The sequence below is a fragment of the Rhizobium phaseoli genome, assembly GCF_003985125.1.
In the GTDB taxonomy this organism is placed as follows: Bacteria; Pseudomonadota; Alphaproteobacteria; order Rhizobiales; family Rhizobiaceae; genus Rhizobium; species Rhizobium phaseoli.
In genome coordinates this window covers 24,736-50,277 of sequence record NZ_ML133570.1, presented here as the reverse complement: position 1 = coordinate 50,277, position 25,542 = coordinate 24,736, and the positions used below count along the sequence as shown (strand labels likewise).

Annotated in this window: 22 protein-coding genes, 1 tRNA gene and 1 riboswitch; of the genes, 9 read left to right on the top strand and 14 right to left on the bottom strand. The window is 61.7% G+C overall.

All coding sequences use genetic code 11. The annotated features are described in order from the left end of the window. The first annotated feature begins 80 nt into the window (after nt 1-80). Entirely contained in the window at nt 81-1,676 is a 1,596-nt protein-coding gene (gene serA, locus EFD56_RS12095) for a phosphoglycerate dehydrogenase (protein ID WP_126905359.1), read from the top strand. Between the two features lie 80 nt (nt 1,677-1,756). Here the strand turns inward: serA and EFD56_RS12090 are convergent, their stop codons facing one another. Further along, complete coding sequence (locus EFD56_RS12090) at nt 1,757-2,023, bottom strand: hypothetical protein (RefSeq protein WP_126905358.1); 267 nt, start codon at nt 2,021-2,023, stop codon at nt 1,757-1,759. A 496-nt stretch (nt 2,024-2,519) separates the two neighbouring features. On the opposite strand from EFD56_RS12090, the gene mnmA reads away from it, so the two are divergent. Together mnmA and EFD56_RS12080 are read left to right on the top strand one after the other, a co-directional pair. Continuing rightward, nucleotides 2,520-3,719, top strand: coding sequence for a tRNA 2-thiouridine(34) synthase MnmA (gene mnmA / locus EFD56_RS12085; RefSeq protein WP_126905510.1), 1,200 nt, complete (start codon nt 2,520-2,522; stop codon nt 3,717-3,719). Between the two features lie 138 nt (nt 3,720-3,857). Beyond that, nucleotides 3,858-3,934 (top strand) — tRNA-Met (locus tag EFD56_RS12080). A gap of 648 nt (nt 3,935-4,582) precedes the next feature. Here the strand turns inward: EFD56_RS12080 and EFD56_RS12075 are convergent. From EFD56_RS12075 to pobA, 7 genes are all read right to left on the bottom strand, one after another. Further along, nucleotides 4,583-5,410: a VCBS domain-containing protein gene (locus tag EFD56_RS12075; RefSeq protein ID WP_126905357.1), complete on the bottom strand. Its 828-nt coding sequence runs from the start codon at nt 5,408-5,410 to the stop codon at nt 4,583-4,585. A 214-nt stretch (nt 5,411-5,624) separates the two neighbouring features. Continuing rightward, complete coding sequence (locus EFD56_RS12070; protein ID WP_126905356.1) at nt 5,625-6,341, bottom strand: ABC transporter ATP-binding protein; 717 nt, start codon at nt 6,339-6,341, stop codon at nt 5,625-5,627. Then, nucleotides 6,322-7,086 carry an ABC transporter ATP-binding protein gene (locus EFD56_RS12065; protein ID WP_037141163.1) on the bottom strand — a complete coding sequence of 255 codons (765 nt, stop codon included), beginning with the start codon at nt 7,084-7,086 and terminating at the stop codon, nt 6,322-6,324. The genes EFD56_RS12070 and EFD56_RS12065 overlap by 20 nt, the downstream gene beginning before the upstream one ends. Beyond that, nucleotides 7,086-8,087, bottom strand: a complete 1,002-nt coding sequence (locus tag EFD56_RS12060; RefSeq protein WP_126905355.1) for a branched-chain amino acid ABC transporter permease — start codon at nt 8,085-8,087, stop codon at nt 7,086-7,088. Before EFD56_RS12060 ends, EFD56_RS12065 begins: the two co-directional genes overlap by 1 nt. Nucleotide 8,088: 1 nt before the next feature. Further along, complete coding sequence (locus tag EFD56_RS12055; protein WP_126905354.1) at nt 8,089-8,952, bottom strand: branched-chain amino acid ABC transporter permease; 864 nt, start codon at nt 8,950-8,952, stop codon at nt 8,089-8,091. 66 nt (nt 8,953-9,018) lie between these two features. Further along, the gene (locus EFD56_RS12050; RefSeq protein ID WP_126905353.1) at nt 9,019-10,191 is read right to left on the bottom strand and encodes an ABC transporter substrate-binding protein; all 1,173 of its coding nucleotides are present in this window, start codon (nt 10,189-10,191) and stop codon (nt 9,019-9,021) included. Between the two features lie 175 nt (nt 10,192-10,366). Next, complete coding sequence (gene pobA / locus EFD56_RS12045) at nt 10,367-11,539, bottom strand: 4-hydroxybenzoate 3-monooxygenase (RefSeq protein WP_126905352.1); 1,173 nt, start codon at nt 11,537-11,539, stop codon at nt 10,367-10,369. Between the two features lie 120 nt (nt 11,540-11,659). On the opposite strand from pobA, the gene EFD56_RS12040 reads away from it, so the two are divergent. Further along, nucleotides 11,660-12,550 (top strand): helix-turn-helix domain-containing protein, encoded by an 891-nt coding sequence (locus tag EFD56_RS12040; protein WP_126905351.1) that lies wholly within the window; start codon nt 11,660-11,662, stop codon nt 12,548-12,550. A 35-nt stretch (nt 12,551-12,585) separates the two neighbouring features. On the opposite strand, the gene EFD56_RS12035 is transcribed toward EFD56_RS12040, so the two are convergent. The 5 genes from EFD56_RS12035 to EFD56_RS12015 all read right to left on the bottom strand — a co-directional run bounded on the left by EFD56_RS12035 (nt 12,586) and on the right by EFD56_RS12015 (nt 19,652). Next, nucleotides 12,586-13,062, bottom strand: a complete 477-nt coding sequence (locus EFD56_RS12035; protein WP_126905350.1) for a nucleoside deaminase — start codon at nt 13,060-13,062, stop codon at nt 12,586-12,588. A gap of 218 nt (nt 13,063-13,280) precedes the next feature. Further along, on the bottom strand, nt 13,281-15,668 hold the full coding sequence (locus EFD56_RS12030) for a phosphoketolase family protein (protein ID WP_126905349.1): 2,388 nt from the start codon (nt 15,666-15,668) through the stop codon (nt 13,281-13,283). A 71-nt stretch (nt 15,669-15,739) separates the two neighbouring features. Next, nucleotides 15,740-16,918, bottom strand: a complete 1,179-nt coding sequence (locus EFD56_RS12025; RefSeq protein ID WP_126905348.1) for an acetate/propionate family kinase — start codon at nt 16,916-16,918, stop codon at nt 15,740-15,742. A gap of 122 nt (nt 16,919-17,040) precedes the next feature. Continuing rightward, nucleotides 17,041-18,612: a putative bifunctional diguanylate cyclase/phosphodiesterase gene (locus EFD56_RS12020; RefSeq protein WP_126905347.1), complete on the bottom strand. Its 1,572-nt coding sequence runs from the start codon at nt 18,610-18,612 to the stop codon at nt 17,041-17,043. A 485-nt stretch (nt 18,613-19,097) separates the two neighbouring features. Continuing rightward, nucleotides 19,098-19,652: a histidine phosphatase family protein gene (locus tag EFD56_RS12015; protein ID WP_037141148.1), complete on the bottom strand. Its 555-nt coding sequence runs from the start codon at nt 19,650-19,652 to the stop codon at nt 19,098-19,100. Nucleotides 19,653-19,728: 76 nt separating this feature from the next. Next, a riboswitch (adenosylcobalamin (AdoCbl) riboswitch) is annotated at nt 19,729-19,871 on the top strand. A gap of 12 nt (nt 19,872-19,883) precedes the next feature. Here EFD56_RS12015 and EFD56_RS12010 point away from each other — a divergent pair. Genes EFD56_RS12010 through EFD56_RS12000 form a run of 3 tightly spaced genes read left to right on the top strand, consistent with a single transcriptional unit; the run spans nt 19,884 to nt 21,463 of the window. Further along, the gene (locus EFD56_RS12010; RefSeq protein WP_010060821.1) at nt 19,884-20,093 is read left to right on the top strand and encodes a CbtB domain-containing protein; all 210 of its coding nucleotides are present in this window, start codon (nt 19,884-19,886) and stop codon (nt 20,091-20,093) included. Nucleotides 20,094-20,105: 12 nt separating this feature from the next. Next, a complete protein-coding gene (locus tag EFD56_RS12005; protein WP_126905346.1) occupies nt 20,106-20,840 on the top strand; it encodes a CbtA family protein in 735 nt (244 codons plus the stop codon). Between the two features lie 32 nt (nt 20,841-20,872). Then, the gene (locus EFD56_RS12000; protein ID WP_425376305.1) at nt 20,873-21,463 is read left to right on the top strand and encodes a hypothetical protein; all 591 of its coding nucleotides are present in this window, start codon (nt 20,873-20,875) and stop codon (nt 21,461-21,463) included. Here the strand turns inward: EFD56_RS12000 and EFD56_RS11995 are convergent. After that, nucleotides 21,448-22,110 carry a sulfite oxidase-like oxidoreductase gene (locus tag EFD56_RS11995; protein WP_126905344.1) on the bottom strand — a complete coding sequence of 221 codons (663 nt, stop codon included), beginning with the start codon at nt 22,108-22,110 and terminating at the stop codon, nt 21,448-21,450. The genes EFD56_RS12000 and EFD56_RS11995 overlap by 16 nt on opposite strands. A 112-nt stretch (nt 22,111-22,222) precedes the next feature. Here EFD56_RS11995 and EFD56_RS11990 point away from each other — a divergent pair, with 112 nt between their 5' ends. Next, nucleotides 22,223-24,097, top strand: coding sequence for a sensor histidine kinase (locus EFD56_RS11990; protein ID WP_245440582.1), 1,875 nt, complete (start codon nt 22,223-22,225; stop codon nt 24,095-24,097). Then, a complete protein-coding gene (locus tag EFD56_RS11985) occupies nt 24,094-25,428 on the top strand; it encodes a sigma-54-dependent transcriptional regulator (protein ID WP_126905343.1) in 1,335 nt (444 codons plus the stop codon). The genes EFD56_RS11990 and EFD56_RS11985 overlap by 4 nt, the downstream gene beginning before the upstream one ends. Nucleotides 25,429-25,542: the final 114 nt, after the last annotated feature.

Below are 25,542 nucleotides of genomic sequence, written 5' to 3'. Positions count from 1 at the left end.
CCGCATCCGGCTCCGCCACGAGGCGGAGCCCAGCATCCCTGATTTCATCCATCGCTGAACATTTTTTGAAGGAGTCCCTCATGGCACCTCGCGTTCTCGTATCCGACGAATTGTCGGAAACCGCCGTCCAGATCTTCCGCGACCGCGGCGTTGAAGTCGATTTCGAACCGCAGCTCGGCAAGGACAAGGACCGTCTGCTCGAAGTCATCGGCAAATATGATGGCCTTGCCATCCGCTCCGCCACCAAGGTGACGGAAAAGATCATCGAAGGGGCGAAGAACCTCAAGGTCGTCGGCCGCGCCGGCATCGGCGTCGACAATGTCGATATTCCCGCCGCCTCGCGCCGCGGCATCATCGTCATGAACACGCCCTTCGGCAATTCGATCACCACCGCCGAACACGCGATCGCGCTGATGTTCGCCGTCGCCCGCCAGCTTCCGGCAGCCGATACCTCGACGCAGGCCGGCAAGTGGGAGAAGTCGAAATTCATGGGTGTCGAGATCACCGGCAAGACGCTCGGCGTCATCGGCGCCGGCAATATCGGCTCGATTGTCTGCGCCCGCGCCATCGGCCTCAAGATGCATGTCGTCGCCTATGACCCGTTCCTCTCCAAGGAGCGCGCCGAGGAGATGGGCGTCACCAAGGTCGAGCTGGACGAGCTCTTCGCCCGCGCCGATTTCATCACGCTGCACGTGCCGATGACCGACAAGACGCGCGGCATCCTCAACAAGGAAGCGCTGGCGAAGACCAAGCCCGGCGTGCGCATCATCAACTGCGCCCGCGGCGGCCTGGTCGATGAAGCGGCGCTTGCCGAAGCGATCAAGTCGGGCCATGTCGCCGGCGCCGCCTTCGACGTGTTCGAGGTCGAGCCCGCCAAGGAAAGCCCGCTCTTCGGCCTGCCGAACGTCGTCTGCACCCCGCATCTCGGCGCTTCGACGACCGAAGCGCAGGAAAACGTCGCTCTGCAGGTGGCCGAACAGATGTCGGACTATCTCGTCAAAGGTGCAGTCTCCAACGCCATCAACATGCCGTCGATCACCGCGGAAGAAGCGCCGATCTTGAAGCCCTTCATCCGTCTTGCCGACGTTCTCGGCGCCTTCGTCGGCCAGGTCACCGAGGAGCCGATCAAGGAAATCGAAATCCTCTATGACGGCATCACCGCCAACATGAACACCCGGGCGCTGACGAGCGCCGTGCTTGCCGGTCTCATCCGCTCGCAGGTCGCCGACGTCAACATGGTTTCGGCGCCAATCATGATCAAGGAAAAGGGCATCGTGCTCTCCGAGGTCAAGCGCGACAAGACGGGGGTCTTCGACGGCTACATCAAGCTGACGGTGACGACCGAGAGCATGACGCGTTCGATCGCCGGCACGGTGTTTTCGGATGGCAAGCCGCGCTTCATCCAGATCAAGGGCATCAACCTCGACGCCGACGTCGGCTCGCACATGATCTACATCACCAACACCGACGTCCCCGGAATGATCGGCTTCATCGGTACGACGCTCGGTGCTGCCGGCGTCAACATCGCCAACTTCCAGCTCGGCCGCGACAAGCAGGGCGGCGACGCCATCGCGCTGCTCTATGTCGATGGCGAGGTGGAGGATGGCGTGCTCGAACAGCTGACGGCCCACCAGGCAATCCGCCAGGCAAAGCTGCTGGCATTCAACATCGACTGAGTTTCTTTCCTCCCAGGGAAGCAGGGAAAACCCGGCGCCGGAAACGGCGCCGGGTTTTCTGCCTCAGCAATGGGTATATTTCAGTGAGGCAGCCGCTTGCGGCGGACGATCTTGCCGAAACGGGCTCTATCGTCCTCAGCCTTGGTGCGATGAAGGAAGGCGCGCCTGCTGCCGTCGAGACCCTGGAAGAATTCGTCCCAGGAAATCTCCTCCTGCGTTTGCGAGGAAAAATCGACGCGGACAGTTTCGCTGTCGCTCGCGTCCTTGATGCGGGCGGGATGGCCGCCTCGCTCTTCGATCCAGCGTCTGATCCTGTTGTAATCCGCCGTCGTGCCGAACCTGGCCATGAAACCCTCCGCAGCATTCGATTGCGACATTGATCCCCGAGAACGCATGATCGAGAGAATAGTTCCATAGGGCGATAATTATTCGCTCAACGATTTCCGGTTGAGCTGGTGCTCAAGCATTCGTTATTTTGAGAACGGCGCTCCGAGCGGCATAATTCGCATGGCTGGAAGGAGGATGTCTATGAAACGCTATTCATTCTCGATAATCGGACTGGCGCTTATGACCGCCATCATCGCCAATCCGGGCATCGCATCGCCTGCAACAAGCTGATCGGCACCTGAGCCGCACCCCCGCTTTCAAGGCGTGGCCTCGGCCGCGCCTGCCTTTCCCACCAGTGAAACGATCGGCCGCCCGAAAGCCGCCCCTTGCGTCCCGATACAATCCTTTCTATATCGATCGCTTATCGAAAGGCGGCCGATCCCGCCTGTGATACAGCAATCCGCCGCAATTGCAGCGCAAGGGTGGATGATGAGCGCGCAGAATTTGGCACCACCGTTGAACACACTGGATTTTGACAAGAAGCCGGAAGAGACCCGCGTCGTCGTCGCCATGTCGGGCGGCGTCGATTCCTCCGTCGTGGCCGGTCTTCTCAAGCAGCAGGGTTACGACGTGCTCGGCATCACGCTGCAGCTTTACGATCATGGCGCCGCGGTTCACCGCGCCGGGTCCTGCTGCGCCGGCCAGGATATAGACGATGCGCGCCGCGTCTGCGAAACGCTCGGCATTCCGCATTACGTGCTCGATTACGAGAAGCGCTTTCGCGAAACGGTGATCAATCCTTTCGCCGAAAGCTATGTGGCCGGCGAAACGCCGATCCCTTGCGTCTCCTGCAACCAGACCGTCAAGTTTGCCGATCTGCTGGCGACCGCCAAGGAGCTCGGCGCCGATGCGCTGGCGACCGGCCATTATATTCGTTCGCGGCCGAACCCTTCGCCCGAATATCCCGGCCGCCGCGCGCTGTTCCGTCCGGCCGACGCCGACCGCGACCAGAGCTACTTCCTGTTCGCCACGACGCAGGAGCAGATCGACTATTTGCGCTTTCCGCTTGGCGGTCTGCCGAAGGCCGAGACGCGCCGGCTGGCCGAAGAGATGGGCCTCGTCGTCGCCAAGAAGGCCGACAGCCAGGACATCTGCTTCGTGCCCCAGGGCAAATATTCCGACATCATCACCAAGCTGAAGCCGAATGCGGCGCTCGCCGGCGAGATCGTCCATCTCGACGGCCGCGTATTGGGAAGCCACGAAGGCATTCTGCACTTCACCATCGGCCAGCGCCGCGGCATCGGCATCGCCACCGGCGAACCGCTCTATGTCGTCTATCTTGATGCCCGCTCGCGCCGTGTCATCGTCGGTCCGAAGGAGGCGCTGGAGACCCACCGCGTCTATCTGCGCGACGTCAACTGGCTGGGCGATGAGACGCTTGCGGAGGCCGCTTCCGGCGACGGCTTTGCCTGCTACGCCAAGGTCCGCTCGACAAGAGCGCCGGCGCCCGCCGTTCTGCATGTCGATGCCACCGGCACCTATGTCGACCTGACGGTCGGCGAGGCCGGCATTGCTCCTGGCCAAGCCTGCGCGCTTTATTCCGCACCCGGTGACGACGCCCGCGTCTTCGGCGGCGGTTTCATCGAGCGCTCAGAGCGCGAACCCGCCGCCGAGGCCTCGCTCAAGGCGCTGCTCGCAAGCCCCGTCGCCGCCTGAAAGCGACAGGAGAGGGCGGGCGGCCCAAACCCCACCCTTTTTCTCCATCATGCGCTTGACACAAAGGCGAAGCGCACCTTATAAGCCGCTCATCCCACGAGCCCGCAGCGCTTCGCGAGCAGGTATCGTTTGACCAGTGGCGGAGTAGCTCAGTAGGTCAGAGCAGAGGAATCATAATCCTTGTGTCGGGGGTTCAAATCCCTCCTCCGCTACCATCTCAAAACCAAATGACTTCAACTGGTTGAGTGGTATTCCGTCGATGCTTCGGCGCGGCCCATGTTGCGTCATATTGCAGGTATTTCCCTCATTTCGGTTCTTCGCAACGATCGCACCGACGCCTCGAAAATAATGTCATGGGGTTGCAGCTCCTGTAACCTCGCCAACGGGCGAGATCATGTAGCAAGGGCAGGAGTTCTGCGGCGAGGAGGATCAGCCACGTCGCGCCCGAGAGAAGCTCGGTACGCGGCTTCAGCGCAGCATGCGCTTTCTGGTGGCTAAATATGGAGCGAGTCAAAACTGCGAAGCAACGCAGACGCTGCGCACATTCCCCCGATCTCGCTCACGCCGAGGCCAGCACTATCTGTAGAGCACAAAGTGCAAGATGGGCATTTTCATCGCCCAAAGGTGGGATGCCGCAGCGATAATGATGGCCCACAAGGCCAGCGAGAACATGACCGCTGCTAACCTGATTCCCATTGAATGCATCATTTCCTCCATCCCAGCATAAACGTCCCTCCTCGGACGATCTATTGCTAACAGGGCGCAGGTCGTTCAGCTATCGCAAGAAATCGCTACCAGATAACCGCTGCAGCGGCGCCCGGAAAGCTGCAAGGTTTGGCGATGCGGCGCCCTTTCCCTAGCCCTCAAACGACAAAGTGGAAATTGTCGTACTGCGCGCCATAATAGTCGGGCCCGCTGGTTTCGGTGATGACGGGCTCGGTGTCGAGCACGAGATAGTCGATCGCGCCATAGGCGCTGAGATCAATCACTTGCGGGTCATGAATGCTGTCGGCGGTCACGTTGACCGTGACCAAGAACACGGTATCGCCGTTCAGCCTCCCTTCGATCGTCAGAAGGTTGTCATAGTCGGAGGTGCCATTTGTAACGCTGAATTGCTCGATCTGGAAGGTGCCGCCATCGGCGGCCTGGATGGGTGTCCAGAATACGCCGCCTGACAGATAATGGTTGCCGTCGGCTTCCTTTTGTATCGCTGCATCGTCACCATCGTGCCATGCGCCCCAATCGAAGCCCTTGTAGCCTGTGGGGAAATCATGTTTGCCGACATCCTCGAAATTCACGAAGATGTCGCCACGCTCCGGCAGATCGACAGCGATATTCAGCAAGCCGAAGTCGGTGGCGCCTTTGCCGTCCGAGATCTTGAAATTGAACTGGTCGACGAGTTGATCTCCCGGGCCGAGCGCTGATACCACCGGATTGGAGTGGTCGAGTTCATAGGTGTAGTAGCCGTCGGAATAGATGGTCAGCGTGCCGTATTTTCCCTCGATCGCCGTCGTCGTGGCCGGTCCGTCCGGATTGGCCGGTTGCGGAATTCGCTGCCCGTTCACGAAGTTGAGGCGCAAAGGATCTCCGTCGGCATCCGTGGAACCGTCCAGGATGTTGCCGTCAACCGGCTTGTCGATGTCGAAAATGGGCTGGTATACGTCCGCTGCGATCGGCTTGTGGTTTGCCATTTCTACCTCCCGTCTGAAGTTCCGTTCGAGCATGCAACCCTATCGAGTGCTTGGCAACGAAATTTTGCCCAGCGTCTGATCAACTCAGCCTGCCAGATTCACGGGCACAATTGTCTGCAGCTTATAGATCTTGGTAGAGGGTTCGCTCGGCAATGAGAATTTATGCGTTGTCTTACGCTGATGCCGCTTCCGGAATATGCGGGCATTGGTTGCCTCAATGGAGGCCGCCCACTCCGAGCAAAGTTTCGACGGCTTCGTGGTCCTTGGACAGATCTGCCGGTGTTCCCGCCCAGGCCAACCTGCCGCGTTCGAGTATGACGACCTGATCGGCGAATTCGAGCGCGCTCTGGATGCGTTGCTCGACGAGCAGGATGGTCATGTCGCCTGACTTGGCGAGTTCGGCGAAGGCAGCCATCAGTTCTTCGCAAATAACGGGTGCGAGCCCCTCCAGCGGTTCGTCGAGCAGCAATACGGACGGGCGGCCGAGAATTGTGCGGGCGGTGGAAAGCATCTGCTGCTCGCCGCCGGAGAGTTGGTTGCCGAGATTGCGGCGGCGCTCCTTCAGCCGCGGGAACATCACATAGGCCTCTTCCACCACCGTTTTCGGCCGCGCCTTCAATCCGGCGAAGAGATTTTCTTCGACCGTCAGCGTCGGAAAGATACAGCGCGTCTGCGGCACATATCCAAGGCCCTTGTGGGCCCGTGCCGCGCTCGACGCTGCGGTGACATCCAGATCGCCGAGCCGGATGTGGCCGTCATAGCGCCTGGTTTGCCCGGCAAGCGTCGCGAGCAGCGTCGTCTTGCCCATGCCGTTGCGGCCGAGCACGGCAAGCCGTGCTCCAGCGGGCACCGAGAACGAAATGCTTTCCAGTACCCGTGTCGGGCCATAACCGGCCGAGAGATTGTCGACCTCAAGCGATATGGCTGGCATTGGCATAATTCCCGAGATAGGCCTCGCGCACGCGCGCATTCTTGGTGACATCGGCCGGTAGGCCATCGAAGATGATCGCGCCCGCCGCAAGCACGATGACGCGTTTGGCAAAACGAAAGACAAGATCCATGTCGTGTTCGATCATCAGCACGGCGAGATCGCCGGGCAGGTCGGCCAGCGCCTGCTCGATGCGGCCGGTATCGCTCTGCGGCACGCCGGCTGCCGGCTCGTCGAGCAGCAGCACCTTCGGCTTCAGCGCCAGCGCGACGGCAAGTTCCAGGAGCCGCTGTTGCCCATAGGCAATCTCGCTGACCTTGCGATGCATCAGCGGCGTCAGTCCGAGCTTTCCCAGGAGTTCGTCGATCTCGGCCATGACATCGGGCATCGAGAAGAAGTTTCCGAACATCTTCCGGGTCTTGCCATCCCGCTGCAGGATAGCGAGTCCTACATGTTCGGCGGGTGTCATGTCCTGGAAAAGCCGTGTCACCTGAAAGGAGCGCACGAGGCCGCGCTTGACCCTGCCGATCGCATTGACCGCCGTCACCGTCTCGCCGCCGAGGCGGACCTCGCCGGAATCGGGCGAGAGATTGCCGGTGACGAGGTTGACGAAAGTGGTCTTGCCGGCGCCGTTCGGGCCGATCAGCGCGACGCGGTCGCCGGGCGCCATCGCCAGCGAGACATCGTTGGTGACGGCAAGGCCACCGAAGGCTTTCCTGAGATTGGCAACTTCGAAGATCGGGCTCATCAGCGCTGCTCCCTGCGGCGCACAATCAACGCTGCGGCCGTTCCGTAAAGCCCCTTCGGCGCAAACAGCACGACGGCGATCAAGAGCGCACCGACCATGGTCAGCCAATGGAACGGATTGGCGGCCGAGACATAGTCCTCGAAGAGCATGAAGATGATCGTGCCTGACAGTGCGCCGAAGAGGGAGCCGGTGCCGCCGAGCACGAGCATGACGAGCGCTTCCGCCGATTGGGTGAAGGACAGGCTGTCCAGGCCGACGACCTGGGTCGAGATCGCATTCAGCGCGCCGCCGACACCGGCAACGGCGCCTGACATGACGTACATCCGGATGAGCGCCGCCTTCGGCGAACCACCCATGGCGCGGATGCGCAGCGGATCTTGCCGGATGCCGCGGCAGAGCATGCCGAAGGGCGAGCGCACCAGCAATCGCAGCAGCGCGAAGACAACAAGCAGCAGCGCCGTTCCGAAGAAGAAGGCGGTTTGACCGTAGAGATCGAATTCAAAAAGGCCGAAGATCGGGTCCGGCACGATGCCGGAAAGCCCGTCACTGCCTCCTGTCCACGACGAGGCCTTATTGGCGAATTCATGGAAGAGGTGGATGAGGGCAATCGACAGCACGAGCTGCGGCAGGCCATGCGCGCGCAGAATGATCGCGCCGCTGAGCAGACCCGAAGCTGCGCCACCGGCAATGCCTGCAAGCAGCATCAGCAACGGATCATTGACGCCGTAATGTGCGGACAGGATGCCGGCGGCATAGGCGCCGGACCCGAAAAGGGCGGCATGGCCGAGCGTCGCAACGCCGCAATAACCGGTCACGAGATCGAGCGACAGCACGAGCAGCGCGATGGTGATCATCCGCGTCAGCAGCGCGAGATTATCAGGGAAGGCGAAATAGCCGACGACGGCAACGGCGATGATTACCATGATGCCGGCGAAATCGCGGCTGATAAAACCGCGCCGATGCGGGAGACCTTCGTTTTCTTTGTTCATCACCAGCGCCATCTCACTTCGCCCTTCCGGCAAGGCCGCGCGGGAAGATGCAAATGATCGCGATCACGGCGAGATAGAAGAAGAATTCCCCGAATTCCGGCATCAGATAGCGGCCTGTCGTATCGATGGCGCCGAGGAGCAGGCAGGCGATCAGCGCCCCGGGTATTGAGCCGGCGCCGCCGACGGAGACGACGACCAGGAAGGTCACCATGTAGCGCAGCGCGTAATAGGGTTCGACCGGCAGGAGTTCGGCGCCGACCACGCCGCCGAAGGCGGCAAGCCCGACGGCAACGGCAAAGCTCACCGCATAGATGATCTCGGTGCGCACGCCGAGTGCCGCCGCCATCGCCGCGTCATCCACGGAGGCGCGCAGCTTGACGCCGAAGCTGGTCCGGTCGATGGCGAACCAGAGCGAGACCGCGACCATCAGACCGCAGAGGATGACGAAAAGTCGGTGCACGGGGATGGTGCGGAAGCCGAGGTCGGCCGAGCCCTGCAGGGCAGCGGCAAGCGGTATGGTCTTCAGCGTCGGTCCCATTGCATAATTCGCGATACCGATGACGCAGAAGGTGATGCCGATCGTCATCAGCACCTGGGTCAGTTCCGGTGCGCCGTAGATCCGGCGATAGAGGAAGCGCTCGAGCGGGATTGCAATGATGATCGTGGCGATCACGGCAGCGGTGATCGCCGCCGCATAGCTGAGACCGAGGTCCCGTGCGGCATAGGAGGCGATGTAACCCCCGATCATGGCGAAGGCGCCGTGCGCAAGGTTGACGACACGCATCAGCCCCATGGTGACGGAAAGGCCGATCGAGATCACGAAGAGCACCATGCCATAGGCTAGCGCGTCGACGGCTATGCTGAAGACTGTCTGCATGGACCTACCTGCTTGAGTGCGACGGGCCTGGGATTCCATGCCCGCCGCATGTTCTGACGCCCGTGGTTACTTGGCCGCCGCCAGGCCCGGATCTCCCTGCTTCTCGAAGGTCTTGACCTCCTTGTTGATGTAGGTCCCGTCGTCGGTCTTGGCGACTTCGCGCAGATAGATGTTCTGGGTGATGTGGCGGCTTTCCGGATCGATCGAAACCGGGCCGCGCGGGCTCACCCAGGCAAGGCCTTTCACCGCATCGACAGCCTTTTCGGCATCCTGCTTGCCGCCCGTCGCCTCGATCATTTTGTAGATGACATACATGCCGTCATAGGCGCTGACCGCGGGGAAAGAAAGTTCGGCCTTGTTGCCGATCGCTTTAGTGGCCGCCGCGACGAAAGCCTTGTTTTCGGGCGAGTCGTGCGAAACGGCATAATGGAAGGTCGTCTGGATGCCGAGTGCGGCATCACCGAGCGCCGGCAGATCGGATTCCTGGGTCAGGTCGCCGGGCGCGAAAAACTTGATGCCGGCAGCCTTCAGGCCGTTCTCGTTATAGGCCTTGACGAAGCCGAGTGTCGTCGGGCCCGACGGCAGGAAGGCGAAGACGCCCTCAGCGCCGGAATCCTTGATACGCTGCATGATCGGGCTGAAGTCGTTGGTCGCAAGCGGCATGCGGATCGCCTCGACCACCTGGCCGCCGGCCTTTTCGAAGCCGGTCTTGAAGGCGTTTTCGGCGTCGATGCCGGGACCATAGTCGCTGACGACCGAGATCACTTTCTTGACGCCTGCGTCCAAGGCGACCTTGGCGATCGGCGTCGAGGTCTGCCAGGTTGTAAACGAGGTGCGGACGACGAGCGGGCTCTTGGTGACGATGGCCGAGGTGGCGGCGTTCATGACGACCATCGGGACATTGCCCTGCTTGAGGATCGGCGTCACCGCCATGGCATCGGGGGTAAAATAGAAGCCGGCGAGATACTGGACCTTTTCCTTGACGATCAGTTCCTGGGCCAGCGCCTTGGATTGGGCGGGATCGGCCTGCGGCACGTCGCGATAGACGATCTCGACGGTATCGTTGCCGGCCTTGCTGCCGTTAACAGCCATATAGGCGTCAATGCCAGCCTTGAAGTTTTTGCCCTGGAGCGCGAAGGGACCGGAGAACGGGCCGATGACGCCGACCTTGATGGTGTCGGCATAGGCGCTCGTGCCGATGGCGATTGCCGCAGCGGCGGCCAGAAACAACTTCCTCATTTTCTCTCTCCCTTTTCGGCGTACTCCGGCGCCGTATTGAATTTCAGGCTAGCTTGTCATGCGAAATGGTGATGTAAAATGAAATAAATCCCCAAACACATGATCTGCTGGTTATGGTTCTGCGTCTCGAACACCCGGTTCACTGCGAGTGCGCGCAGCCTTCATTCGCAATCCTTCAGAATGGCAACCCCACGTAATTTTCGGCAAGGACCGTCGAGGCGGCGCGGGAATGCGTGAGATAGTCGAGCTCGGCCTCTTGAATCCTTTGGTCGAAATCACCGCTATCGGGAAAACGATGCATCATCGTCGTCATCCACCAGGAAAACCGCACGGACTTCCACACACGGGCAAGTGCAACCTGCGAATAGGCGTCGATGCCCCGATCCGAGCGTTGGCGGTAATGCTCGATCAGTCCTGAGAAAAGGTAGTGGACGTCGCTGGCTGCAAGGTTCAGCCCCTTGGCGCCGGTCGGCGGCACGATATGGGCGGCGTCGCCGACAAGGAAAAGCCGGCCGAAACGCATCGGCTCGGCGACGAAGGAGCGTAATGGAGCGATCGATTTCTCGAAGGACGGCGCGGTTTTCAACGCCTCGGCGTGATGCGGCGGCAGACGCCGTCTCAGCTCATCCCAGAAGCGGTCGTCGCTCCAGTCCTCGACCTTCTCGTCGAGCGGGCATTGGATATAGTAGCGGCTGCGCGTCGCCGAGCGCATCGAACAGAGCGCAAAGCCCCTCGGATGGTTGGCATAGATCAGTTCGTGGCTGACGGGCGCCACCTCGGCAAGCAGGCCCAGCCAGCCGAAGGGATAGACCTTCTCGAAATTTTTGATCGCCCGTTCGGGGACGGCCTTGCGGCTTGCGCCATGAAAGCCGTCGCAGCCGGCGATGAAATCGCAATCGATGCGCCTGGCAGCGCCGTCCTTCGTATAGGTAACGAAAGGAGAGCGGCCGTCGAAACCATGCGGCATGACATCGGCGGCATTATAGATCGACAGGGCGCCGCTCGCTTCGCGCCGCTCCATCAGGTCGCGCGTCACCTCGGTCTGCCCGTAGACGGTGACGCGCCTGCCGCCGGTGAGTTCATAGAGATCGATGCGATGGTCGCGTCCGTCGAAAGCGAGCGAGAATCCGTCATGCGGCAGGCCTTCGGCATGCAGTCTCGCTCCGGCTTTGACCTGATCCAGCAGACCGACGGTGCCTTCCTCCAAAACGCCGGCGCGCACCCGGCCGAGGATGTAATCCTTGTTGACGCGATCGAGAATGACATTGTCGATGCCGGCTTCGGTCAGAAGCTGACCGAGAAGCAAGCCGGATGGTCCCGAACCGATGATGGCGACCTGGGTTCGCAAATGCTTCCTCCCTCGCATTTCTTGCGTTTTGTCAGATTCTGCCGCGCCGACCGGATCGCCGCAATGGACATTCCAGCCTAAAAATTGCACTAATCGAACATCAGCGCGGGGAGGGAGGCGATGAGTAGGCATATACCGACCTACGAGCTCTATGGCGAAAACATCGGACGATCGCCGGAATTTTGGTTGCATTGCGAAACAATTCGCTCCCGGAGCAGCCTGCATCAATGGGAGATCCGGTTGCACCGCCACGAGAGCTTCTTTCAGATATTGTACATCGAAGCCGGATCGGGCGATGCGATCTTCGGCGAGAGGAGCCATGCCATCCGCCCGCCGGCGGTCATTACAGTTCCGCCGGCGTTCAATCACGGCTTTCGTTTTTCGCGCGATATCGACGGTCTCGTCATCACCATATTGCGATCCCATCTCAGCCATCCCCCCGGCGAGCGGAGCCATCTCGGCGAATGGCTGGCGACGCCGCATCTGACGCCGCTCGATCCTGATCATGCGGAGGCTGCCCATGTGATGCAGACGTTGCGACGGCTGGGCGACGAATTCGAAAACCGCCGCAGTGGCCGCAACGAGGTCTTGGCTGCCTACGTCGCCTTGGCGCTGCGGCTGACGGCGCGGATTTCCCATGAGGGAAATTCGCAGGAGCTTGCGTCAAACGAAAACGAGCGACGGATGGACATGTTGGGCGAGCTCATTCAGCAGCATTTTCGATCCCACAAGCCCGCATCCTTCTATGCCAGGGAGCTCGGGGTTTCGCCGACGCATCTCACCCGAATCGTCCGGTCGATGACCGGCAGCACGCCGCACGAGTTGATCGCCGCCAAACTCGTTGAGGAGGCGAAGCGTCAGCTTGTCTTTACGCTGGGCAGCGTTCAGGAAATCGGATTCCGCCTCGGCTTTGCCGACCCCGCCTATTTCTCGCGCTTCTTCCTCAAATATACGGGAGAAACACCGCGAGTCTGGCGGATAAGGGAGAAGGTCCGGCTGGAGGGTGTATAGAAAGCGGGCATCGTTCTAAGCATATCTGGTTATCTCTAAGCCTTCCCCAGATGCTTCGGCCAGAACTCCTGATGGACTTCGGCGGCTTCGTCTTCGAGGCTCGTCGGGCCGACCACGGTGACGAGGCGCGCACCGGTTTGCAATACCGCCCGACTCGGCACGTTCAACCCGATTCCAGCGATCTCGCCAAGCCGCGTTTCGGAGCACGCAAACACCATATGCCCGATGCCTGACCAGTAGATCGCCCCGGAGCACATCGCGCAAGGCTCCGTGCTGGTGTACAGCGTGCAGTCTGCGAGAAAAGCAGTGTCGTAATGCTGCGCCGCCAGTTTAACCAGATTCATCTCGGCGTGGTTCGTCATATCATGGCCGCTGAAGACGCTGTTTTGGGCGCGCAGGATTACTTCGCCGTTCTTCACCAGCACCGAGCCAAACGGTTCGCCGCCGCCCTGTTCGATCGCGGATCTCGAGAGCGCAATCGCCTCGCGTAAAAACGGCTCGTGATTTTCCATCCCGTCTCCCCCAAAAGCTAGAGCGGGACGATGTTGTCTTGAAACTGACGGATTTCCAAGGGCTGCAAATCAGATTCGAGTCGGTGATCTGAATAGCCCCAACCGTCATTTTCTGGCTCTATCGATGAGTTCTGAGCCTAGGCTTGACCGACACAGTTGAGATATTCAATCGAGCCAATGCGCGATTGGCCTTCCTGTGCATTGTGCCGGCCTTCGCCTCACGCCGTCGGCCACGTCCAGTTCCGTACCTCCGGCATGTCCTCGCCGTATTCCCTGACATAGGCGTGATGCTCGGCAAGCTTGTCGTGGAAGGCGGCAAGTGCATCCGCAGCCTTTTCCTTCAGGCCCGGTACGCGCTCAATCGCTTCGATCGCGAGATGGTAGCGGTCGAGTTCGTTGAGGACGGTCATGTCGAAGGGTGTCGTCGTCGTGCCCTCTTCGATGAAGCCGCGGACGTGGATGTTCTCGTGGTTGGTGCGCTTATAGGTCAGGCGGTGAATGAGATAGGGATAGCCGTGATAGGCGAAGATGACAGGCTTGTCTGACGTGAAGATCGCATCGAAGGCCTCGTCGGTCAGGCCGTGCGGATGCTGGTCTCTGGATTGCAGCGCCAGCAGATCGACGACGTTGACGGTGCGAATCTTCAGCGCCGGTATGGCTTTGCGCAAGAGATCGACGGCGGCAAGCGTCTCCATGGTCGGCACGTCGCCGGCGCAGGCCATGACGAGGTCGGTCGCGACGGCGTCTTCCTCGTTGCTTGCCCAGTGCCAGATGCCGATGCCGGCTTCGCAATGTTTCACCGCTTCGTCCATCGACAGCCATTGTGGCTCCGGCTGCTTGCCGGCGACGATGACATTGATGCGGTCATAGGTGCGCAGGCAATGATCGCCGACCCAGAGCAGGGTATTGGCATCCGGCGGCAGATAGATGCGGACGATATCCGCCTTCTTGTTGGCGACGAGATCGATGAAACCGGGATCCTGGTGGCTGAAGCCGTTATGGTCCTGGCGCCAAACATGCGAGGTCAGCAGGTAGTTCAGCGAGGAGATCGGCTTTCGCCACTCCAGCTCGCCCGTCACCTTCAGCCATTTGGCGTGCTGGTTGAACATGGAATCGATGATGTGGATGAAAGCCTCATAGCAGGAGAACAGGCCGTGGCGGCCGGTCAAGAGGTAGCCTTCCAGCCAACCCTGGCAGAGATGTTCGGAGAGCACCTCCACGACGCGCCCATCGCGCGAGAGATGGATATCATAGGGTTCGATATCCTCCATCCAGACACGGTCGGTGACTTCAAAAACGCTGCCGAGACGGTTCGATTCCGTCTCGTCGGGACCGAAGATCCGGAAATTCGCTGCCTCGGCGTTGAGCTTCATCGTGTCGCGCAGATAGTGGCCGAGGATTTGCGTCGACTGCGCCACAACACTGCCGCGCCTGCCGATGTCGACGGCATAGTCCCTGAGATCAGGAACAGCCAACTCCCTGCGCAGTAGGCCGCCATTGGCATGCGGATTGGCGCCCATACGGCGTTTGCCGCCAGGGGCGAGTGCCCGCAGCTCAGGCTTCAACCGGCCTCCCGTATCGAACAGGTCTTCCGGATCATAACCGCGCATCCAGTCCTCGAGGATCTTGCGGTGGCCGTCGTCCTCCCGGCAGTTGGAAACCGGCACCTGATGGGCGCGCCAGAAGCCTTCCACCTTCTTGCCGTCGACCTCTTTCGGGCCCGTCCAGCCCTTGGGGCTGCGCAGCACGATCATCGGCCAGCGCGGGCAGCCGTCTGCAGCCTTGCCGTTGCGGGCCTGGTGCTGAATGTCGCGAATGCGGTCGAAGATCCGGTCCATGGTCGCGGCCATCTGCTGATGCATATCGCGTGGCTCATGGCCGTCGACGAAGAACGGTTCATAGCCGTACCCTTCGAAAAGACGGCGGAGATCATCGTCAGCGGCACGGCCGAGAATGGTCGGGTTGGCGATCTTGTAGCCGTTCAGATGCAGGATCGGCAGCACGGCGCCGTCGCGGGCGGGATTGAGGAACTTGTTGGAGTGCCAGCTCGCCGCCAACGGCCCGGTTTCGGCCTCGCCGTCGCCGATGACGCAGGCGACGATCAGGTCGGGATTGTCGAAGGCGGCGCCATAGGCGTGGACGAGGGCGTAGCCAAGTTCGCCGCCCTCATGGATCGATCCTGGCGTTTCCGGTGCCGCGTGGCTCGGGATGCCGCCAGGGAAGGAGAATTGCCGGAAGAGCTTGCGCATGCCTTCGGCATCCTCGGAGATATCAGGATAGATCTCACTATAGCTGCCTTCGAGATAGGTGTTGGCAACCATGCCCGGCCCACCATGACCGGGGCCGCATATATAGATGACGTCGAGATCGCGGCCGCGGATCAGGCGGTTGAGATGCGCATAGATGAAGTTGAGGCCGGGCGTCGTGCCCCAGTGGCCGAGCAGGCGCGGCTTGATGTGCTCCGGTTTCAGCGGCTCGCGCAGCAGCGGATTGGCAAGCAGGTAGATCTGGCCGACCGAGAGATAGTTGGCGGCCCGCCAGTAGCGGTCGATCAGGCCGAGTTCAGCCTCGGTCAGGGCGGCGGCGGTCGAGATATGCTTTTCCATGGGCTTCTCCCGTTCGAAAACGCGTTCAACGTCATTTCTAGCCGCCGGCGCCGGCGCGCCATTGATCTGGATCAGCGTTCGCCAAGAAGCGACAGCGCCTCGTCGGCGATGACCTGTTCCTCGTCCGTGGCAATGACATGGGCGGCGATGCGGCTTTCCCCCGAGCTGATCGTAAAACCATTGGCGACATTGGCCTTTGCGTCGATCGAAAGGCCGAGCCAGGCGAGGTGTTTCGCCACGCCGGCGCGAATCTCGGGCTGGTGCTCGCCGATGCCGGCGGTGAAGACGACGGCATCGAGGCCGCCGAGGGTTACCGCCATGCGGCCGATCTCCCCGGCAATGCGCAGCGTGAAGAGGTCGATTGCCTGGCGTGCCTCCAGCCGTCCGTCCGTCAACAGGTCGCGCGTGTCGGCGCTGATGCCGGAAACGCCGAGCAGGCCCGAGCGGTGATAGAGCAGATCCTCGATTTCGCCCAGGGAGCGTTTTCTCTCTCCTGCCAGATGCAGGATGACGCCAGGATCGAGCCAGCCCGGGCGCGTCGCCATGGGGATGCCATCGAGTGTCGAAAAGCCCATGCTGCAATCGCGGCTGATGCCCCCGTCCAGCGCACAGAGGCTGGCGCCGCTGCCGAGATGTGCGACCACCGCCTTGGCGGCTTCAGGCGCTTGGCGGGCAAGTTCTCCAGCTATGAATTTATAAGAAAGCCCGTGGAAGCCGTAACGTTTGATGCCCTCGTCGTGCAGGGAGCGGGGTATGGCGAGGCGGCGTACGAGGTCGTCCTGGGTGGCGTGGAAGGCGGTGTCGAAGGAAGCCGTCTGGGCAAGATGCGGCTTCAGATGCCTGAGCGCGCGGATGAAACGCAGCGCCTGCGGCTGGTGCAAGGGGGCGAGAGGGATCAGCGATTCGACGGCATCGATAGCGGCGGTGTCGAGGGCGATCGCACCCGTGAAGCGGTCGCCGCCATGGACGACGCGGTGACCGGCGGCGCGGCTGGCGGCTATGTCGAAATGATCGGCGAGACGCGTGAAAGTCTCGTCGATGACATCGTGCAGGTCTTCCGTCACCTCCGCCTTCAACGGCATGTCGAATGTCTGCGGCCCCCGGCTCAGTCCGAGTGAAAGCGGTTCGGCGCGGAGATCGATCACGCCCTTGCCAATGGGCCGCGCCTTGGCGCCTTCCATGGCAAAGATGCCGATCTTGACCGTCGAGGAGCCGGCATTGAAGGTCAGAAGCAAGTCGTTCGAGGGCATGTCTTGGCAGACTCCATGCGGCGTGATGATGGGGCGAACTTAGCGTCGAGGCAGCCGGCGGAAAGGCATGCATTCGTCCATCGGTTATTTTGCCGCGGGGCAGCCCATCATCTGAAGCTCCGTCAGGCCGTCGACGCCAGATTGGCGTCGCGGTCGCGGATAAAGATGCCCGCCTCGGCGGCGGGCATCGCCTTGCCGAAGAGATAGCCCTGGCCGATGTCGCAGCCGAGTTGTAGCAGGAAGGCGAGCTGGCCATGCTCCTCGATACCTTCCGCAGTCGTCTTGATATTGAGGCTTCTGCCGAGGCCAAGCATGGCGCGGACGATCTTTTCCTGGCGTTCGTCGTCGCGATAGGTGGCGATGAAGCTCTTGTCGATCTTGATCTTGTCGAAGCGGTAGCGGGCGAGCTGGGCGAGGCTCGAATAGCCGGTGCCGAAATCGTCGAGGGCGATCTGGATGCCGGCCGCATGCAACTCATCGAGGATGACGGCGGCGATGGCGGGATCCTGAATCAGCGCGTTTTCCGTGATTTCCACTTCCAGGCGCTGCGGCGGCAGGCGGCTTGCCGAAAGGACTTTAAGGATGCGGGAGGTCAGCAGCTTGTCTTCCATCTGCACCGGCGAGACGTTGAAGGACAACATGACATGCGCCGGCCAGGTGAGCGCGTCGCTACAGGCCTGGGTGAGCAGATCCTCGAACAGGGCGGTGATCATGCCGGTTTCCTCGGCAATGTCGATAAAGACCGGGGGCGGAATGTGGATGCCATCCTCGCCCGTCCAGCGCGCCAGCGCTTCGAAACCGCAGAGCTGACCGGTCTTCAGGTCGATCAGCGGCTGATAGAAGGGCTTGATGTTCTTGTTGGCGATTGCGGCACGCAGCCTGGTTTCCAGCGAGGCGCGCTCCGCTACCTTGTCCTGCATCGAGGTTTCGAAGACGAGATAATGGTTGGGACCGCGTGATTTGGCCTCATACATAGCGAGATCGGCGCGGTGGGCGGCATTCTCCAGCGGTTCGGTCCCCTCAGCCCAGCGATCGTAGCCGACGCTGGCACCGACTTCGACGGCAAAGCCGTCGATATGGATCGGCCGAGTCACGGCCTGGATCAGCAGCTTGGCGAAACGCTCCTCCCGCTGCGCCGTCAGAGCGAAGGCGACAATGATGAATTCGTCGCCGCCGAAGCGGTAGACGCAATCGGCGTTGCCGAGCGCACAGATGCGCCTGGCGACTTCGATCAACAGCACGTCGCCGCCTTTGTGGCCGACGAGATCGTTGACCTTCTTGAAGCCGTCGAGATCGACGGAGAAGATGGTGACGTTGTGGTCCCATTCCTCGATTTCGGCCTCGTTGCTTTTGACCGGTCGCGCAAGGATCTTGCGCTCGAAGGCGTAACGGTTCGGCAGCTTGGTCAGATGATCGTGGGTTGCCGTCCAATCGGCCTTCGCCTGGGCGGCGACGCCCAGTTCCATTTCCTTGCGCAGGTCGGCAATCCGCAGCACCGAATAAATGAAGCTCATGGCGCCGGAGATGCCGAGCCCAAGAACGAGCTTGTCGGCGCCGTAGTCGCCGAAACCGGTCATGAAGGAAGCCAGGCTGTCGTCGAAGTGCAGCAGTGTACCGAGGAGCCAGAGGGTTATTCCAAACCCGACAACCGACATGCATTGCCTTCCGGCCCTGCTTTGGAAAAACACCGGCATTATGCCTTCTCCATCTCCACCCGCGGCGAGATATCACGAAAATCTGAAATGTTCGTTGAAACCAGAAGGCGAATTATCAGAGGGGACGGTTCGCCGCTGTGCCGTCAGGAGACTGGAAACGTTGTGATGCAACCAGGATTAGCATCGCAGCTATTGCACCGATTTCGACCATAAGGAGAATAATTACCGCAGCCAGTTGGCACTGCAAAGATCAGAAAGAAGAACAACGAAGGCGAGCGTGCTGTCGCATGCTCGCCCTTTTTCGTGCTTCAGGCGGTGACAATCAACAGCGGAACGCTGACGATGAGACCGGCCAGTACCGTGTACGTGGCGAAGCGCATCAAACGCAGGCGCCGCGTACGTTCTCCACTCCAATCATATGTCATTCTTCCATCTCCTTGGGACAAGGAAGTAGTCCCGGCAAAACCGGGTTCAACAGCAATGATGCGATTTGCTTGTGTAAGGCTGGATAAGATGAGGAATTTCTAATGCTGGAAGCGCAGAGACCAGCGGCTGCCGTTGCTGGTCATACGAAGGATGGCAAGTGGCTCGACGTCGCTCAGCCAGAAGGAAGAGGGCGGCGCTTGAAGCACATGCGCGACCGCCGCCCGGATGACGGCCGCGTGGCTGACGGCGATGACGTGACCGCCGAGGCCCGATTGGCTGTCCATCCAGCCGGCGACGCGCTTTCGCAACTCAGCAAGACTCTCGCCGCCGTGGGCTGTTGCTTCCGGCTCGGTCATCCAGACAATGAGGTTTTCCGGCTCTTCCGCCTCGATCGCCGCGATCGACTTGCCAGCCCAGCGGCCATGGTCGCAGTCGCGAAGCGACGGCTCTATCGCGGCCCGAAGCCGCAACGCCTCGGCTGTCTGGCGGGCGCGCAAGGCGGGGCTCGTGACAATACGGTCGGCGCGGGGCAGGGCGGCCATCCTGCCCGCTTCTTCTGCGGCCTTGCCTTCCAGCGGTTCGTCGAGCGGGAACAGGGCCTTGCGGCTCGCAGCCGTCGCGCCGTGGCAGATCCAGGTGAGGCGCGTGTTCACGGTCGTGCTGATCTCCGGATAGCGGTGGGGATGGCCCTTAGGCGCTCGTGAAGTTTCGTTGACAGTGTCTTCGGCGTGCAGATATAACCGTGCTGTTGCGGGTTTGGAAGCCGGTGGAAATCCGGCGCGGTCGCGCCACTGTGACCAGCGTGTCGAAAACTCTTCGCGCTGGAAGTCAGACCCTGCCGCACAAGCACTCTTTCGACTGAACGCGTCATTCCGGAGGAATACATGTCTGACACCACTTTCACGCCCGTCGCGGCACCGGCGCCGATCCCCGTCGGCGAAATCCTTCCTTGGGCGATCTTCGGCGGCCTGCTGATGCTCATCGCTATCTATTTCGTCGGCACCGAGGAAGGCGCAATGGCGCTGTTCAATGGCATGTATGTGCATGAGTTCGTGCATGACGGCCGTCATCTCCTCGGCTTTCCCTGCCACTAAGGGAATACTGACATGGTTGGAAACCTTTTGCTTCGCGGCATGTTCGCGGGCCTGATTGCTGGCATCCTCGTTTTCGCCTTCGCCCACACCTTCGGCGAGCCGCTGGTCGATGCGGCGATCGCCTTCGAGGAGGCGAGCACGCAGGCGGCTGGGCAAGCGGCCGAACCTGAAATCGTCAGCCGCGCCACGCAGGCCGGCCTTGGCCTCTTCACCGGCGTCATGGCCTACAGCGTTGCCGTCGGTGGGCTTTTTGCCCTCGCCTTTGCTTTCGTGCACGGCCGCTTCAGCGCTCTTTCGGCGCGTGGCACCTCTGCCGCCATCGCCATCGCCGCCTTCGTGGCGATCGTGCTCGTTCCCGGTATCAAATATCCGGCCAATCCGCCGGCGGTCGGCAGCCCCGACACGATCAACGTCAGGACGGAGCTGTTCTTCCTGATGATCGTCGTTTCGGTCGCGGCGCTGATTGCCGCCGTGGCGCTGGCGCGCCGCCTTTGCGAGCGCTTCGGTCTCTGGAACGGCGCGATCATCGCCGGTCTCGCCTATCTCGTCTTCATCGGCGTCGTGCTTTATCTGCTGCCGCCGATCAACGAGGTGCCGGAGAATTTTTCGGCAATGGTGCTCTGGCGATTCCGCACGACCTCGCTCGGCATGCACGCGATTCTATGGGCAACGCTCGGCCTTGCCTTCGGAGCGCTGGCGGAAAGACGGCTTGCCCTCAAGGGCGGGCTGCGGCCCGCCTTCCGGTGATCCGGCGCATCGGCAGGCTTGCGACTCTCGCGCTGACCGCAAGTCTGTTCCCATTGCTTGCGAGTAACACGTCTGCCCATGAGCGCGGTACCGGCGGCACCCATGCCGGTCTCGATGTCCCCGCTGTTTCCCACGGCGAGATGGCGGTGATTTCCGATTACCGCAGCGGGATTATCGAGCTCGCGTCGCGGGCGGTCGACACGAACGAACCGTTCCGCCGCGTCCTGAACTATGCCGAGATCCAGTATTCCTATTGTGTGTGGGGCCGGATGCCGGGCAGCGTGACGGATGAGGAAAGCCCTTTCAACGAATGCGCCCATGCCTATCTTGCGGCGACGAAAGCCGTGCTGCTGTCGATGCGGGAGATGCCGCGGGAGGCGACTGCGGCGGGTGAAATCATCTCGGCTATCGACGCAGATATGGCGCGTCGCGGGCTCGCGCTCATCACCTGCCAGTTCAGCGGCGAGGCCTTCAACACCGCCGACATCGTCAAGCCGAATTGGAGCAAAGTGCCGCTTCATCCTGCCAGCATGGCATCGTTGACAGGAGTCGCTGCCCTGTTCGGTCTTGCCGTCCTTGTGCTTAGACGCGTGCTGCGGCAGACGGCTCAGTCGTCGGAATAGCGCTGTTCGCGCCACGGATCGCCATACATGTGGTAGCCGTTCTTTTCCCAGAACCCGGCCGTGTCGGCGGGCATCAGCTCGATCTGGCGCAGCCATTTGGTGCTTTTCCAGAAATAGAGATGCGGCACGACAAGGCGCATGGGGCCGCCATGATCCGGCGTCAGCGGCAGGCCCTCCCATGAGGTCGCCAGGATCGCGTCCTCGGCGGCGAAATCGGCAAGCGGCAGGTTGGTGGTGTAGCCGTCATAACTCGTCAGCATGACGTAGGCTGCTTCCCGCTTCGGCATGGCGAGATCGAGCAGATCCCGCGTCGAAACGCCTTTCCAGTTGTTGTCGTAGCGCGACCAGGTGGTGACGCAGTGGATATCGCTGACTTTGGTGCTCTGCTCGATCGTCTGGAAGGCGGCCCAGCTGAGGGTGAGCGGTGTTTCGACCAGGCCGCGGACATCGAGCCGCCAGCTGTCGGTGGAAATGACCGGCTGCTGGCCGAGATCGAGCACCGGCCAGTTCTTGACGAGGTGCTGACCGGGCGGCAGCCGCTCGGCTTGAGGACGGCTGACGCGGCCGGTCAGGAATTTGCCTTCCGCCGCCCAGCGGCGCTTGGAATTGGTCAGCTTGCTGTCGGCGGGCGTCTGGTCATCGCTCATGAGCGGGTCTCCTTGCGTTGTCGCAATAGGACATTCGGCCCCGCCGGGTGTCAAGTTTCGGCAGACCCTTGGAAATCCCCGTTCGTATCATTAGACTTGGAGCCCGTCGGGCGTGCCTTGCTGGGGAGTGGAGGCAGAAAGGGAGGAGCCGGACCTGTCTTCGAGATATCGTGCGATAGCGGCGCTTTTGGTGGTGCCGCTCGTCATCTTCGCCTTCTTCACCTATGGAAGCGCGATTGCGACGCGCGCCTATATGGAGGAGGCCTCGGCGCAGGCGGGAACGGCATTGCGCCTTGCCGTTACGGCGCTCAGCGGCCATCTCAACCGCTATGAGGCGCTGCCGGCGCTGATTGCCGATCACGACGATATCAAGGAGCTGGTCAGCACCCCCGACGACATGGCGTTGCGCGAGACTGCCAATCTCTACCTCAAAGAGATCAACGGGCTGTTGAAGTCCTCCGACATCTATGTCGTGAAGCCGGACGGGGAGACGATCGCGGCCAGCAATTATGATGGACCGGGAAGCTTCGTCGGGCAGAATTTCAACTACAGGCCCTATTTCCAGGAGGCGATCGAAGGCCGGCAGGCGCGGTTTTATGCGCTCGGCACCACCTCGCTGAAACGCGGCTATTATTTCTCGGCGCCGATCCGGGTCGAGGCGGATATTCGAGGCGTCATCGTCTTCAAGGTCGATATCGACATGATCGAATCCTCGTGGAGCGGTGGGGAATACAAGATTTTTGTCTCCGATCCGGAGGGCATCATCTTCATGTCGGGCAGCCCGGAATGGCTCTATGGGGCGATCCTGCCGCTGACAGCCGACCGCATCGCCCGCACGGAAGCCTCGCGGCGTTATGCCAATGCCAGGCTGACGGCGCTGCCGGTGACGCGTCATCGCTTCGAACAGCACGAGTTGATGACGCTGGCGAGCGATCGGGGTGCAAGCGAATATATGGTGCTGTCGCATTACATGCCGGCCGAGGACTGGACGGTGAACGTGCTGATGGAAACGAGCTCCATCCGCGCGCAAGCACGCACCGCACTCGTAGCCGTCTTCCTCATCCTTTGCATCGCCGCGCTTGCCGTCGCTGTGCTTCGCCAGCGGCGGGCGCGGCTTGCCGAGCGCATGCAGATGCAGGCCGAGGCGCAGGGCGAGTTGGAGCGGCGGGTACAGGAGCGCACCGCCGATCTTGCCCGCGTCAACAGCCGCATCGAAGAGGAGATCTCAGAGCGGCGGTTGACCGAACAGCAGCTTCGCCAGACCCAGGCCGATCTGATCCAGGCCGGCAAGCTTGCCGGACTCGGGCAAATGTCAGCGGCTCTTTCGCATGAGTTCAACCAGCCGCTCGCCGCCGCCAAGACCTATACGGACAGTGCTGCCGTGCTGATCGACCGCGGGCGAATGGAGGAGGCCAGGGACAATATCAGGCGGATCGGCGGGCTGATCGACCGGATGGCCTCGATCAGCCGGCACCTGCGCAACTTCGCCCGCAAACCGAACGAGAAACTCGGGCCGGTTCCTCTCGACGAGGCGATGCGCGATACGCTGGAAATTGTCGCATGGCGGCTGAAGGCGGCGGACGCCGAGCTCCGGCTCGATCTCGGGACGCGGCCGCCGGTCGTGCGTGCCGGTTCGGTACGCCTGCAGCAGGTGCTGGTGAACGTCATCTCCAATGCTGCCGATGCCGTGGAAGGGCTGGACGACAGACGCATCGAGATTTCGGCCTTCGAGGAGGGCGGCAAGGTGGTGCTGACGGTGCGCGATCATGGACCGGGTGTGCCGGCGGCGATCGCCGAGCGCATCTTCGATCCGTTCTTCACAACGAAAGGCGTCGGCAAGGGGCTCGGTCTCGGGCTTTCGATCTCCTATAACATCGTCAAGGATTTCGGCGGCAGCCTTGCCGCCGCCAATCATCCGGAAGGGGGCGCAGTGTTCCGCATCGAGCTGCAATCGGCGGCAGGGCTGATGCCGGAGGCGGCGGAATGAACGAAGCGAAGATCCTGCTTGTCGACGACGAAGAAGAGTTGCGCCGGTCGACGGCGCAGGCGCTGGAGCTTTCCGGCTTCAGCGTCGAGACCTTTTCGAACGGCGATCATGTGTTGGAGCTGATCGGCTACAGCTTTCCCGGGGTCGTGGTCAGCGATATCCGCATGCCAGGTATCGATGGCATGACGCTGATGCAGAAGATCCGCGAGGTCGATCCGGAGGTGCCGGTCATTCTCGTCACCGGCCATGGCGATGTGCAACTCGCGGTGAAAGCGATGCGGGAGGGCGCCTATGATTTCATCGAGAAGCCGTTCACGGCGGAGATGCTTGCCGGAGTCATTCGCCGGGCGATGGAGCGGCGGGGCCTCGTCCTCGAAAACCGGCTGCTGAAGGCGGTCGCCGGCAAACGCGACGATATCGAGGCCCGGCTGCCGGGACGAACGCAGGTGATGGTGGATCTGCGCTATCGTATCCGCGCGATCGGGGCGAGCGATGCCGATACGCTTATTGTCGGCGAGACCGGCGCCGGCAAGGAGGTGGTGGCCCGCGCGCTTCACGACATCAGTGCCCGGGCAAGCCGGCCGTTCATTGCAATCAATTGCGCCGCGCTGCCGGCAAACCTTATCGAGAGCGAGCTCTTCGGCCATGAGCCCGGCGCCTTTCCGGGCGCGGTCAGGCCGCGTTACGGAAAGTTCGAACACGGGCGCGGCGGCACCATCCTGCTCGACGAGATCGGCTCCATGCCCTTCGACCTGCAGGCGAAATTCCTGCGGGTGCTGCAGGAGCGGGTGATCTCCAGGCTCGGATCGAACGAGATCGTGCCGCTCGACGTCCGCTTCATCGCGACGAGCAAGGTCGATCTTGAGGCGGAGGTGGCAGGCGGCCGTTTCCGCGCCGATCTGCTCTACCGGCTGAACGTCGCAACGCTGCACGTGCCGTCGCTGTCGCAACGGCGGCCGGACGTTCCGCTGCTTTTCCTGCAGCTGGTGCGGGAGGCCGCCGCCCGCTACGGCCGTGACGAGCTCACCGTGCCGCCGGAGGTGATCTCCGACATTGCCCAGCGTGACTGGCCCGGCAATGTCCGCGAATTGAGGAATGCCGCCGACCGGCTGGTCCTCGGTCTCGACAATGGCGGGCGGCAGGCCGAGGAGGCGACCGGGCTTGCGGAACGCGTCGCCGAATTCGAGCGGGGCGTCATCGCCAGCGCGCTGATCGCGCATGGCGGCAGCCTCCGGCCGGTCTATGAATCGCTCGGCATTTCCCGCAAGACCCTTTATGAAAAGATGCAGAAATACGGCCTCGACAAGCGAATGCTGATTACCGACGGTTGATCCTGGCCGCATTGGGATGGGTGGATTTCCACCCATCGCAACAGCCGTTTGTTTCCAAATCGACCCATGCTGCACCGCACCGCCGCAGAATCGGCTCGTGAAGGCGGGGGCGGT